Origin of the sequence: Cellulomonas sp. (assembly GCF_036279715.1) — a bacterium.
Taxonomy (GTDB): Bacteria; Actinomycetota; Actinomycetes; order Actinomycetales; family Cellulomonadaceae; genus Cellulomonas_A.
Genome location: NZ_DASUIR010000007.1, coordinates 1 through 12,211 on the forward strand (window position 1 = coordinate 1; position 12,211 = coordinate 12,211).

The following is a 12,211-nucleotide window of genomic DNA, read 5'->3' on the forward strand; positions in this document are numbered from 1 at the left end:
CACTGTGCGCCCGAAGGGACTCGAACCCCCAACCTTCTGATCCGTAGTCAGATGCTCTATCCATTGAGCTACGGGCGCATGGCCCAAGGGCCGGGGATGACGATACCGTCCCGCGGCCCTGCGCCCAAACCGGCGGTGAAACGCCCTCGGCCCCGGTCTGTGAGGACCGGGGCCGAGAAGAGCGGAGACGGTGGGATTTGAACCCACGGAAGGGTTACCCCTTCACGACCTTAGCAGGGTCGCGCACTAGACCGGGCTATGCGACGTCTCCAAGCCAGCACAGGCTACCGGGCCGACAGCCCTGGACCAAAGCCGGGATCCCGGGACCGCCCGCTACCGCTCGAAGGCCCACGCCTGGTCGGTCAGCATGCGTGCCACGGCGAGCCCGATGGAGATCGCCACGACGACGAGCCCGGCCTGGACCCCGTACGCGAGCGCCTGGGTCGTGTCGCCGTTGACCAGGTAGAACACGGCCCGGTAGGCAGTCACGCCGGGCACCATGATGACGACGGCCGGCACGGAGACCGTGATCCGCGGCACGCGCATCTTGGGTGCCACCCACGCCGCCATGAGGCCGACGAGCAGGCACGCGCCCGCGGCTGCGGCCTGCGTGACCACGCCGACGTCGACCAGCTCGAGCCGCACCACGTTGGCGACCATGCCCACGCCTGCCGCGGCCAGCGCCATCGGCCACGGGCTGTTGAACATGAGCGCGAACCCCAGCACCCCGACGAAGCTCGCGACGAACCGCAGGAGCAGCAGGACGCCGGTCGACAGCGCCAACCGCTTGCCGGGCTCGGGCGACAGGCCCACGATGGCCGACACGCCCCAGACGGCAAGTGCCGCCGACGACAGCAGCATCAAGGCGTGGGTGAGTCGCGCGACGCCGGCGGAGAAGTCGAGCTTCGCGAGGTCGAGGGCGCCCGTGACGAGAGCGAACCCGGGGATGAGAAAGAGGACTGCCGAGACGTACCCGGCCTGGTGGAGCGCGTTCGTCGCGCCGAGCGAGTGCAGCCCCTGCACCAGGGTCAGGTAGGTCATGCACGCGACCGCGGCCGCGAGCATGGTCACCCCGAACTGGTTGTAGCCGCGGTGCAGCATCGCGCGACGCAGCAGCTGGCCGAGGCCCGCGCCGACGAACACGCACGCCATCTCGATCGGCCCGCCGTTGTTGAGGAACGAGAACCCGACGCAGGCGATCGACGACCAGAGCGCGTTGCGGATCGGCCCGTACAGGGGCGGCGTCCCGGTGATCCGGTCGAGCTCCGCCGTGACCTCGTCCGTGGTCACCGGGCGCTCGTTGACGACGGCTCGGCGCTCGAGCGACGACGCGAGGACCTCGAGCTTGGCCAGCCGGTCGGCGTTGATGCCGATCGAGCGGACCTCGGCGACCTCGGTGCGGAAGCTGTTCCCGCGGTGCGAGGTCGTCGTGATCTCGGTGAGGGTGACGTGGGCCTCGTGGCGCTCGACCCCCATCGCGCGCGCGACCCGAGCCATCGACGCCTTCACCCGGTAGCTGCCGGTTCCGGCAGACAGGCTCAGGCGTCCGACGCGCAGGGCGACTCCGGACTGGCGGATGAGCTCGAGCTCGTCGTCAGGGGGTTGCGTAGGCACCGGACCATCATGGCGGTGCTCGCGCTGACGGACCGGGACGTCCGGCCCGGACGACCCGTGTGGCGGAGGGCGTGGGATTCGAACCCACGAGGACGGGGTTGTCCCGCCCCAACGGTTTTCAAGACCGTCGCTTTCGGCCGCTCAGCCAGCCCTCCAGTGCGCGGCCATTCTGGCACGCCGCCGTCGGGCATCGGCTACGAACGGTCCCACCAGCCCGCCGCGCGTCCCGGTGCGACGACCTCGAGGCCGTGGAGCACCGCGACCGTGGCGAGCCGCGCGTCGTATGTCGCCACGGTGGTCACGTCCGGGTGCGCGACGGCGATGCCCAGGTGCAGCGCCCCGAACGGCGACAGCACCGACGTGACCCGGGTGGCCCACGTGAGCGCCTGGTCCGAGAACCGCACGATCTCGAGCCGCTCGGCGACGTCGTGCGCGGCTGCACGCAGCCTCGGGCCGCCCCTGTCGGCCACCCGTCGGAGCTCGGTGAGCGCAAGGGGGCTCGTCAGCAGCGTGGGTTCCCGCGTCGACGCCCAGGCCCGCCAGTCGGCAGCCTCGTCGGTGTCGAGCAGGTACCGGCACAACGCCGACCCGTCGACGTAGATCCGCACGAGCACCAACCTATCGACGGGGTCGACCCCCGCTCGGATCCGTCCGGGAGCCGCGCCAGATCACGCGCCGGACGCACGTCCGGCCGGCAACCCACGGGGCTGCCGGCCGGAGCATGCCACTGGTCTCAGGAACCGCTGCGCAGCCGCTCCATCGCGAGCTGCACGAGCGCGATGAGCGCCTGCTTCGTGGCCGCGCGCGAGCGCGCGTCCGTGTAGAGGACCGGGACGTGAGGCGGGATCGCGAGTGCCTCACGCACGTCGTTGAGCTGGTGCTTCGCGACGCCGTCGAAGCAGTTGACGCCGACGACGAACGGGATGCCCCGGCTCTCGAAGTAGTCGACCGCGGGGAAGCACTGGTCGAGGCGGTCGGTGTCGACGAGGACGACCGCGCCGATGGCGCCACGCACCAGGTCGTCCCACATGAACAGGAACCGGTCCTGGCCGGGGGTCCCGAACAGGTAGAGCCACAGGTGACCCGGCAGTGCGATGCGGCCGAAGTCCATGGCGACCGTCGTGGTGGTCTTGCGGTCCGAGACGCCACCGGCGTCGTCGACGCCGACGGAGTGCTCGGTCATCGACGCCTCGGTGTTCAGCGGCTCGATGTCCGAGATGGACCCGATGAAGGTCGTCTTGCCGACGGCGAAGCCACCGGCAACGACGATCTTGACGACTGTGGGGGCGACGCTTCCGGGAGTCCCCGCCGGAGCGGCGACGGCGGCGTCAGAGGGCGGAAATGCCATTGAGAACACTCTCCAGCACGCTCAGGGACAGGGCGGGGGACTGGCCGGTGTTGACTTCCACCGGCTGTGACGTGTGCACGCGGATGAACTTCGCATCGGAGAGGTCGGCCACCAGGATCCGCACGACGCCCAGAGGCATGTGCAGAAGGGCGGACAGCTCAGCGATCGAGATGTAGTCGTAGCTGGCGTGCTGCAGGATCGCACGCTTCTCGGGGGTCAGTCCACGACTCGCTGCGGCGCCGGGCAGCAGCTCGACAAGCGCCTCGAGCGGAAGGTCGGACCGTGCCGACCGCACGCGCCCGCCGGTCACGGCATAGGGCCGGACCGTTCGGGCCTCGTACTCGATGTGATCGCTCATGGCCGCCTCAGCCCACCGTGGTCCGAGTGGCACCGTCGGTCGGCAGCTGGCCACGCATCTCGCTGATGAGCTGCGGGGTCAGGGTCGCCTCGGTGCGAGAGACCAGCATCGCCATCTCGTAGCCGATGAGGCCGACGTCGCAGCTCGCCTCGGCCACGACCGAGAGGACGGAGCCGTTCGAGACGCTCATCAGGAACAGGAAGAGCTGGTCCATCTCGATGATCGCCTGGCGCACCTCCCCCGCACGCAGCTGGCGCGAGGCACCGCGAGTCAGTGCCGACATGCCCGAGACGATGGCCGCCAGCTGGTCGCCGCTGGTGCGGTCGAGCTTCTCGGACATCGCCATGAGAAGACCGTCCGCGGACACGACCAGCGTGTGCCGGGTCCCGGGCACGGTCCGGACGAAGTTGTCCAGGAGCCAGCCGAAGTTGGCTGCCTCTGTGCTGAGAGCTGTCACACTTCCTCCTTGCGGTGGCAGCCGGAGTTGACTGCGGTCAATGTCGTCACCATGACGGTGCCGGCGGGGTGTTCGCCTGGTCAGTATCGACCAGGGGGTCGTCGTCGACGCGCGTGGCGGGCCCGGCGGGCTCCACCACTGCCCGGCGACCGCGTGCGGTCCCGGACTGGTAGCTCGCGAAGCGGGAGCGGAGCTGCTCCGCGTCGCGATCGGGTGTCCCGGCCAGTGCCTGCACGAACTCCGGCGACGCCGGGATCTCTTGCGGCACCCGCTTCGCGAGCGAGGGGCTGGTCGACCCGCTCGTCGGCGCGCTCGGACGGTAGGCGGACAGCTGGCTGAGCTCGGAGAGGGCCTGCTCCTGGATGTCAGAGCGCAGCGCGAGCATCGCCGCGACCTCGTCGTCGAGCGCACCGATGCGGTGCGGCGCCGACGGCTGGGCCGCGGGCTGCAGTGGGCTCGGCTCGGCAGGGCGCGGGGCCGGGTCGGGCGACCAGCCCGCGGGTGAGGCCGGACGGGTCGGCGCGGTGCGCGACCCGAAGAACGACCCGAGCTGGTGCGGGGCGCCGTGCGCTGACGCCTGCTCGACCGGCTCGGACGGCGGCGACCACGCTGCACTCGTCGTCGTCCGCACCGATTCGGGGATCGCAGGGAAGCCTGTGGCCGCCAGGTCGAAGGTCGGGAAGGTCTCGTTCGGGCGGATGACCGGCGCCGGAGCGGCGGGCTCGGCCGCGGCCCAGGCGGACGCGCGCTGCGGCTGCTCGGTGACCGGGGCAGGTGCGAACGTCGGCTCGAACGGCCGGGCGAAGCTCGCCGCCGGGGAAGCCGGGCTGGCCGCGGCCGGGCCCGTCGCCTCGTCAGCCTTGCGCTTGCCGAAGAGGCCCCACTTGCGCCGGCCGGCCTTCGACTGCTGGTCGCTGCTGTGCGATCCCTGGAACAGCTCGGTGAAGTCCGGCACGACCGGCTGAGCGGCGGGCGCGGTCGTGGCGGCCCATGCGGGCGTGCCCGTCACGACGTGCGGCGCCGCGAACGGGTCCGGCTCACGTGCTGCGGACTCGGCGAGCAGCTCGGCCTCGACAGGGTCGAACCGCTCGGTCGGCGCCGTCGCCTCGACGGGGGCCGGGGCCTCGACCTGCTCGGGCTCGTCCTCCGCGAGGGCGGGGATGGTCCAGCTCGCCTGCTGCGGCGCTGCCTCGGGCGCGGTCCACTGGGCCTCGCCGTCGGGCACGGGCCAGGGGGTCTCCGACACGGGCATCTGCCAGGCGGACTGCGCGACGGGCGCCTCCCACGCGGCCTCGGGGGCGGGAGCTTCCCACGCCGCCTCAGCTGCGGGTGCGTCCCAGGTGGCGTCTGCCGCGGGTGCCGGCGCGGCCCAGGCGTGGTCCTCGACGGCGGGAGTGGCCCACGCCGGCTGCTCGGCGACGGGCTGAGGCTCGGCGAGCGAGCTCGCGACCGGCTCAGACGCCGTGACGGGCTCGGGGTGGGGCTCGCCGGCGTTCCAGGCGCGCGCCTCGTCAAGCACGGGTCCGAAGCCGATGGGGGCGAAGTCGGACCGGACGGATGCGCTGTAGCGCGAGCTCCGGTGGTCGTCGTAGCCGCTGAAGGCGCTGAACTCCGAGTACGACGACGGCGGCGTCGCGACGACGTGCGGCTCGGGCGTCACCTCTGCCTGGACAGGCTGCTCGGCGTGCTCCACGGGCTGGGCCGGGAGCTCGACAGGCTGCTCGGCGGCCTGCGGGGCAGACGGCTCGGTGGACGGCTCGACGGTCTCCTCGACGACGTCCTGCTCGGGTGTGGCCGACCAGGCTGCCGCGGGCGCGTCCCAGGAGTCGGACGTGGCCGCGTGCGCGCCATGGTCCACCGAACGGGATGCTGCGGACTGCTCGGCGACCGGCTCGTCCCAGGCCTGCACAGGTGCCCATACCTCGACGGGCTCCACCGCCTGGTCGTGCTGCTCCTGGGAGCTGCCCGCCAGGTCCTCGGTGACGTCCGGCTCGATCGCCGGCGCCGCGGCGAGCAAGGGCTCTGCCCCCTGCGCCCATGTGGGAGCCCAGAGCGCGTCGTCGACCGGGGCGTCGTCGTCGGGCGCGAGACCCGGGATCACGAATGCCGCGGACGCGCTCTCCGTGTGCTGGTGCGGCACTGCCGGGACGTCCGCCGGCGCGGGCGCGGGCAGCTCGCCGCGGGTACGGAACCCGGAGAAGAGTCCGGCGCGGGCCTCGGGTGCGGTCGGAGCGGCGGGAGCGGTTGCGGCGTCTGCCGCGGCGTCCGCCGGTGCCTGCCACGCGCTGGTGGCGCGCGACCGGCTGGGCAGGCCGCCACCCGACGGTGCAGCGCTGATGGCGGGCGTCCAGTCGGACCCCCGGGTCGACAGCTCGGGAGCCAGGGTCGCCTCGGCGAGTCCCGGCAGCACGATCTTGCTCTCGTCGAACGTCTTGCCGGGGCGGCCCTGCAGGGTCCGGGCGCCGGGCAGCGCGATCTCCGCGGAGTCCTGGTCGGACCGCTGGCGGCGACGCGGCAGGCCGAGCGAGGTCTCACCGTCGGTGAGCATCGCGAGGTCGACGGCCTCGGCGAGCGGGGCGTCGGCGTCGACCGACTCCTGGACCTGCGCGGTCGACTGGACCGGCCGCGTGCCGTACAGCGCACCCTCGGTCGTCTCGAAGAGCGTGGCAGGGAAGTTGACGGTCGTCACCGTGCCGGTACCCGTCGAACCCTTGCTGAGCACGACGGAGGCGCCGAGGCGGTTCGCGATACGGCCGACGACGAAGAGGCCGAGGCGCTGCTCGCCGAGCGAGTCGGCTGCCGACGTCGACCGGATCTTGAGGTTCGCGGCCTCGAGCTCGGTGGCGGACATGCCGAGGCCGTGGTCGACGATCTGGACGACGACATGGTCGCCGACGACACCGGTCTTGACCTCGACCGGCGTCTCGGGCTCCGAGAAGACGGTGGCGTTCTCGAAGAGCTCCGCGAGCAGGTGGGCCGCGCCGAGGGCGTTGAAGCCGTGCATCTGCGGGTCGACCGCGAGCTCGAGCTCGATGCGGTCGTACTGCTCGATCTCGGACGAGGCCGTGCGGACCACGTCGGACAGCGGCATCGCGTCGCGGACGCGACGGCCCGTGTCGATGCCGGCCAGGACGAGCAGCGACTCGGCGTTGCGGCGCATCCGGGTGGCGAGGTGGTCGAGGCGGAACAGGTTCGCGAGGGCGTTCGGGTCTTCCTCGGAACGCTCGAGCGAGTCGATGAACGACAGCTGCCGGTTGAGGAGGACCTGGTCGCGACGCGCGACGTTGATGAACATCTCCGCGATCGAGCCACGCAGGGCGGCCTGCTCCTGGGCGATCTGCAGAGTGGTCGAGTTGACCGCGTTGAACGAGGCCGCAAGCTTGCCGACCTCGTCGGAGGACGTCACCGGGATCTGCACGAGCTCGAGCGACGGGCCCTGGCCGGGGACGGCCATCTGCTCGACGAGGGTGGGCAGCTGCTCGCGGACCTCGGCGGTCGCCACCGTCAGGCGCCGCAGCGGGATGACGATGCTTCGGGAGACGACGAGCGCGAAGAGCAGCGACAGGACGGTCGCGAGCACCGCTGCGCCGATCGTGACGATGGCGGTGTTCCGCTGCGCCGACACGTCCGCCTGCGCGACCTGGGCAGCCTCGGTGAGCAGCTCGGTCCGCGTCTGGCCGAGGGTCACGAGCTGCTTCTGGATGTCTCCCACCCACTGCGTCGGGTCGACGCTGATGGTCGCGCCCGAGATGCCGTTGGACAGGAGGGACCGTTCGCGCGCGAACGCGGACGTCGGGTCGGCGGCCGTCAGCGTGACGTTGGCGGTGTTCAGCGCGTCGATGTTGGTGTGGATGCCGGTGCGGAAGAGCTCGGTCGTGACCGTCTGGGTGTGGAACGTCCGCATGGCTGTGGCCGACGACGCCTTGGCCTGGATGATCGACAGACCCTGGCTCATCTCGATGACGAGGCTCTCGCCGGTCTGGGCGATCGAGTGGTAGGTCGTGACGTAGGCGGCGAGGTCGCGGTTCGCGAGCACCTGCGAGACCTCGCTGACCAGGTCGATCTCGCTCCCGATGATCAGGGTGTACTTGCTCTGGATGACGGCGGGGCTGGCATCGGTGTCGACGAGGTGACGGACGTCGAGGAGGTCGACGTCGTGCGAGCGCTGGGACCGCTGGAACATCGTGACGACGCTCTTGGGGAACTGGCTGAGGTCGAGCTTCGCGGTGTAGGGCCGGACCCCGACCAGGGCCTTGTCGGTCGCCGCACGCGCTGCAGCCAGCTTGTCCTTGTCGATCGGCACAGCAGTCGTCACGGCCCGCTCGGTCTGCAGCGCGGCGCTGACGGGCGCGTACTGGTCGAGGACCTGGACGACCTGGGCTGCGGCCGATGCCGCCCGCACCTTCTGGATCGCGGAGTTCGAGATGTACGCACCGGCCACGAGCAGCACGATGATGGGCACGGCGAGAACCGCCAGAACCTTGGCGCGGATGCCAAGCCTGCGCAGCATGTCGACCTCTCTCCCTCAACCGGCTCGGGCGTCGCACGACGGCGCCCGGCGGCCCAGCCCACAAGGGACGGGCCACCGCTGACATGTCATCGGCTGCTGGGCAGCAGACCATTAGCCCGGACGAGAGTTTGTCACGACCTCACCCCCCCGTGCACCCACTGGGGCCACCTAGTCTCGACGGATGCGTGCAGTCGTGGTGAGTTCTCCTGGCGGGTTCGAGTCCCTGGTGATGTCCGAGGTCCCCGATCCGGTCCCCCAGCCCGGTGAGGTGGTCGTCGAGATCGCTGCTGCCGGGGTGAACCGCGCCGACCTGCTGCAGCGGGCCGGGCACTACCCCCCACCACCGGGAGCGCCCGCCTGGCCGGGCCTCGAGGTGTCGGGGGTCGTCGTCTCCCTGGGCCCGGACGCCGCGCCGCCCGACGGTGGCGGGTGGCGCGTCGGGCAGCAGGTCGCGGCCCTGCTCGCGGGCGGGGGCTACGCCGAGCGGGTCGCTGTCCCCGCAGGTCAGCTGATGCCTGTGCCCACCACGGTGTCGCTCGTCGATGCGGCCGCGCTCCCCGAGGCGGTGTGCACCGCGTGGACGAACCTGGTCGACACCGGAGGCCTCCGGGCCGGGCAGACCGTGCTCGTCCAGGGTGGCTCGGGCGGTGTCGGATCCGTCGCGGTACAGCTCGCGGCGGCGCTCGGGGCGCGGGTGATCACCACCGCCGGATCACCCGAGCGCGCTCAGCGGTGCATGGAGCTCGGCGCCGACCTCGCGATCGACCACAGTGCGGACGACGTCGTCGCGGCCGTCCTGGCGGCGACCGGCGGTCGCGGGGTCGACGTGGTGCTCGACGTGCTCGGTGCGGGCGCGCTCGCCGACAACCTCGCGATGCTCGCGACCGGTGGCCGGCTCGTCGTGATCGGGCTGCAGCGTGGAGCACGCGCCGAGATCGACCTCGGGCTCCTGCTCGCACGCCGACTGACCGTCGCCGGCACGACCCTGCGGTCCCGGCCGGCGGTCGAGAAGGCGGCGATCGTCGCGGCCGTCCGGGCGAACGTGTGGCCGATGCTCGACGACGGGCGCCTCCGGCCGGTCGTGCACGCCCTGCTGCCCCTCGACCGAGCCGGCGACGCGCACCGGATGCTCGAGTCCGGGACGGTGTTCGGCAAGATCCTGCTGGTGCCCTGAGGCGCGAGCCGACGTCAGCCCGGCGTCGAGGTCAGTCGAGCGCGCCCGCCGCGAGCGCGGGTGCGAGGACCGGGGTCAGCGGCAGCCGCGGGATCAGCGTGGCCTGCACCGCGTGGTAGAGGTCGGCCTTGCCGGCCCACACGGTCCGGGAGACGTGGTTGTCCGTGCCGAGCTCGTGCCACCACGAGCCGCCGACCGGGTCGATCAGGTACTGGGCCGCGTAGTCCCACCAGGTCGCGTACCAGGTGTCGTAGCGCTCGTCGCCCGTCGCGGCGTGCAGCGTCGCCGCCGCAGCGATCCCCTCGGCCACCACCCAGTGCATGCGCTCGTGCACGACAGGCTTGCCCGCCCAGTCGACCGTGTAGACGAACCCGGGCGCGCCGTCGACGTCCCAGCCCTCCGCGACCGCGGCGTCGAAGAGCGCGACGGCGTCCTCGAGCATCCACAGGGGCGCGACGTCGCCGCGCGCGGTGATCGCTGCGCGTGCGTGCAGCGTGAGGCGTGACCACTCGAGCCAGTGCCCGATCGTCGCGCCGTACGGCCGGAACGGGTCGGCCGGGGCGTCGATGTTGTACTCGAGGTGCGGGTGCCAGTCGGTCGTGAAGTGCTCGGGGATGCGCCACGAGTTCCCGCGGGCGTACCCGTGCACGACGCGTTCGATGACGCGCACCGCGCGGTCCAGCCAGATCCGGTGACCCGTCACGTCGGCCGCCGCGAGGTACGCCTCGACGGTGTGCATGTTGGCATTGACGCCGCGGTAGGGGTCGAGCGTGGTGAACGTGCGGTCCCAGCTCTCGACCGCCATGCCGGCCTCGTCGTCCCAGAACCGCAGCTCGGAGACCGCGAGCGCCTCGTCGAGCAGCGCGCGGGCGCCGGGACGGTCGGCGGCCGTCGCGCTTGCCGCCGCGAGCACCACGAACGCGTGGGGGTAGGCAGCCTTGGCGTCGTCGGTCGCGCCGTCGGGCCCGACCTCCGCGTACCAGCCCCCGTGCTGCGCGTCGCGGAAGACCGTGTCGAGCGCCGCGAGCCCGTGGTCGACGAGCGCCGCCGAGCCGGGCCGTCCGAGCAGGACACCGAGCGAGTAGACGTGGGTCATCCGGCACGTGATCCACAGCTCTGTCGGCCCGGCGAGGGGTGCGCCGTCGTCGTCGAGCCGGGCGAACCCGCCGGTGTCGCGCGCGGAGGCGGCGCCGAACGACAGCAGCCGGTCCGTCTCCTGCTCGAGCCAGCGGGCGTGGGCGGGCATCGTCAGCCAGGTCATGTCTCAACCCTAGCGGCGCGGTGCGGACGGGCGCGCACCGTGCGGACGTGCCGCGAACCGACGACAATGCGCTCATGAGCGAGAGCACCGAGAACGGGGGCGACGACGAGATGGTGGTCGAGGCCGCCCCGTCGCAGCCCGTCGAGGTCGATGACGACTCCCGCGAGGAGGACCCGTCGGTGATGGTCGGCCAGCCCGCGAAGGTCATGCGGATCGGGACGATGGTCAAGCAGCTGCTCGACGAGGTCCGCAGCGCGCCGCTCGACGACCACGCCCGCGCGCGGCTCGCCGAGGTGCACGAGCGGTCGCTGCGCGAGCTCGAGGACGGGCTCTCCCCCGAGCTGCTCGAGGAGCTGCACCGCATCACGCTGCCGTTCGACGACGACCGCCCGCCGTCCGACGCCGAGCTGCGGATCGCGCAGGCGCAGCTCGTGGGCTGGCTCGAGGGGCTGTTCCACGGCATCCAGACCGCACTGGTCGCGCAGCAGATGGCCGCTCAGGCGCAGCTCACGCAGATGCGTCGGGCGATCCCTGGGGGTCCGGGCCCGCAGATCCTGACGGTGCAGCAGGTTCCCGGCGGCGAGCACGACGGGCCGGGCCAGTACCTCTGAGCGACGTCAGGGCGATCGCGCACGACACGAGCACGAGGCCCACGAGGTCGAGCCACTGCGGCAGCTGGCGCAGCGTGACCGCGCCCACGACGGCAGCGGTCGCGGGCAGCAGCGCGAGCAGCACGGCGAACGTCGCCGCGCTCACGCGCCGCAGCACGACCTGCTCGACCGCGTAGGGCACGACCGAGGAGAAGACGGCGATCACGACGACGAGCCCCGCGAGCCGCACGTCGTGCAGCACGGGGAGCGCGCCGGGCGCGAGGAAGGGCGCGAAGACCAGCCCGCCGGTGGCCATGGCAAGCCCGAGCGACGTGACGCCCTGGCCGTGCGCCCCGCGGTTCGCGACCCGCCGACCGAGCACGATGTAGCCCGCCCACAGCCCAGCCGCGGCGAGGATCGCGACCAGGCCGACGACGACGCTCCGCCCGCCCTGCGTCCGCAGCGTGACCCCGGCCAGGAGCACGACCCCGACGGCCGCGGGCACGATCGCCACGCGCTCGCGCCACCCCCGCCCGGTGACGGCGACGACCGCGACCGGACCGAGGAACTCGATCGCCACGGCAGTGCCGAGCGGAAGGTGGGCGATCGCGACGTAGAACGCGACGTTCATGGCGGCGAGCACGAGCCCGAACCGCGCGATCGCCACCAGGTCGGCGCGTTCCCATCGGGTCCGCCACGGGCGGCGCCAGACGATCAGGACCGCGGCGGCCACGACGATCCGTAGCCACGCGACGGTCGCGGCCGGCAGCTGACCGAAGAGCCCGACGGCGACGGCGGCCCCGAGGTACTGCGTGAGCCCCGACGCGACGAAGAGCGCGGGCGCGGGTACCCCGTCCAGGACTTGACCGGGGCGGAGGGGCACGCCCACACGCTAGTGC

General features: G+C 72.3%; 10 protein-coding genes and 3 tRNA genes. 2 read left to right on the forward strand and 11 right to left on the reverse strand.

Translation table 11 applies throughout. From position 1 onward, the window contains the following. Positions 1-5 precede the first annotated feature (5 nt). The 9 genes from VFW79_RS00545 to VFW79_RS00585 all read right to left on the reverse strand — a co-directional run bounded on the left by VFW79_RS00545 (position 6) and on the right by VFW79_RS00585 (position 8,287). Positions 6-78, reverse strand: a tRNA-Arg gene (locus VFW79_RS00545). Between the two features lie 104 nt (positions 79-182). Continuing rightward, positions 183-271, reverse strand: a tRNA-Ser gene (locus VFW79_RS00550). Positions 272-333: 62 nt separating this feature from the next. Further along, the gene (locus VFW79_RS00555) at positions 334-1,614 is read right to left on the reverse strand and encodes a threonine/serine exporter family protein (RefSeq protein WP_329675373.1); all 1,281 of its coding nucleotides are present in this window, start codon (positions 1,612-1,614) and stop codon (positions 334-336) included. 60 nt (positions 1,615-1,674) lie between these two features. Next, positions 1,675-1,769, reverse strand: a tRNA-Ser gene (locus tag VFW79_RS00560). Between the two features lie 39 nt (positions 1,770-1,808). Beyond that, a complete protein-coding gene (locus VFW79_RS00565; RefSeq protein ID WP_329675374.1) occupies positions 1,809-2,222 on the reverse strand; it encodes a PIN domain-containing protein in 414 nt (137 codons plus the stop codon). A 125-nt stretch (positions 2,223-2,347) separates the two neighbouring features. Further along, a complete protein-coding gene (locus tag VFW79_RS00570) occupies positions 2,348-2,962 on the reverse strand; it encodes a GTP-binding protein (RefSeq protein ID WP_329675375.1) in 615 nt (204 codons plus the stop codon). Continuing rightward, positions 2,943-3,320 (reverse strand): DUF742 domain-containing protein, encoded by a 378-nt coding sequence (locus tag VFW79_RS00575; protein ID WP_109131149.1) that lies wholly within the window; start codon positions 3,318-3,320, stop codon positions 2,943-2,945. The genes VFW79_RS00570 and VFW79_RS00575 overlap by 20 nt, the downstream gene beginning before the upstream one ends. 7 nt (positions 3,321-3,327) lie before the next feature. After that, the gene (locus VFW79_RS00580; protein ID WP_109131150.1) at positions 3,328-3,777 is read right to left on the reverse strand and encodes a roadblock/LC7 domain-containing protein; all 450 of its coding nucleotides are present in this window, start codon (positions 3,775-3,777) and stop codon (positions 3,328-3,330) included. Between the two features lie 46 nt (positions 3,778-3,823). After that, positions 3,824-8,287 carry a nitrate- and nitrite sensing domain-containing protein gene (locus tag VFW79_RS00585; RefSeq protein WP_329675376.1) on the reverse strand — a complete coding sequence of 1,488 codons (4,464 nt, stop codon included), beginning with the start codon at positions 8,285-8,287 and terminating at the stop codon, positions 3,824-3,826. 181 nt (positions 8,288-8,468) lie between these two features. Between VFW79_RS00585 and VFW79_RS00590 the strand changes: the two genes are divergently transcribed. Beyond that, a complete protein-coding gene (locus VFW79_RS00590; RefSeq protein ID WP_329675377.1) occupies positions 8,469-9,461 on the forward strand; it encodes an NAD(P)H-quinone oxidoreductase in 993 nt (330 codons plus the stop codon). A 31-nt stretch (positions 9,462-9,492) separates the two neighbouring features. Here the strand turns inward: VFW79_RS00590 and VFW79_RS00595 are convergent, their stop codons facing one another. Beyond that, complete coding sequence (locus tag VFW79_RS00595; protein WP_329675378.1) at positions 9,493-10,722, reverse strand: AGE family epimerase/isomerase; 1,230 nt, start codon at positions 10,720-10,722, stop codon at positions 9,493-9,495. Between the two features lie 74 nt (positions 10,723-10,796). Between VFW79_RS00595 and VFW79_RS00600 the strand changes: the two genes are divergently transcribed. Then, a complete protein-coding gene (locus VFW79_RS00600; protein WP_414647834.1) occupies positions 10,797-11,333 on the forward strand; it encodes a bacterial proteasome activator family protein in 537 nt (178 codons plus the stop codon). Here the strand turns inward: VFW79_RS00600 and VFW79_RS00605 are convergent. Continuing rightward, positions 11,230-12,195, reverse strand: coding sequence for an EamA family transporter (locus VFW79_RS00605; protein ID WP_329675379.1), 966 nt, complete (start codon positions 12,193-12,195; stop codon positions 11,230-11,232). The two genes, VFW79_RS00600 and VFW79_RS00605, sit on opposite strands and share 104 nt — an antisense overlap. Positions 12,196-12,211: the final 16 nt, after the last annotated feature.

Bases quoted from the DNA above. Each gene is read 5' to 3' on its own strand.
- VFW79_RS00575 (WP_109131149.1), bottom strand. From the start codon at position 3,320: ATGAGCGATCACATCGAGTACGAGGCCCGAACGGTCCGGCCCTATGCC.
- VFW79_RS00590 (WP_329675377.1), top strand. From the start codon at position 8,469: ATGCGTGCAGTCGTGGTGAGTTCTCCTGGCGGGTTCGAGTCCCTGGTG.
- VFW79_RS00600 (WP_414647834.1), top strand. From the start codon at position 10,797: ATGAGCGAGAGCACCGAGAACGGGGGCGACGACGAGATGGTGGTCGAG.
- VFW79_RS00570 (WP_329675375.1), bottom strand. From the start codon at position 2,962: ATGGCATTTCCGCCCTCTGACGCCGCCGTCGCCGCTCCGGCGGGGACT.
- VFW79_RS00585 (WP_329675376.1), bottom strand. From the start codon at position 8,287: ATGCTGCGCAGGCTTGGCATCCGCGCCAAGGTTCTGGCGGTTCTCGCC.
- VFW79_RS00595 (WP_329675378.1), bottom strand. From the start codon at position 10,722: ATGACCTGGCTGACGATGCCCGCCCACGCCCGCTGGCTCGAGCAGGAG.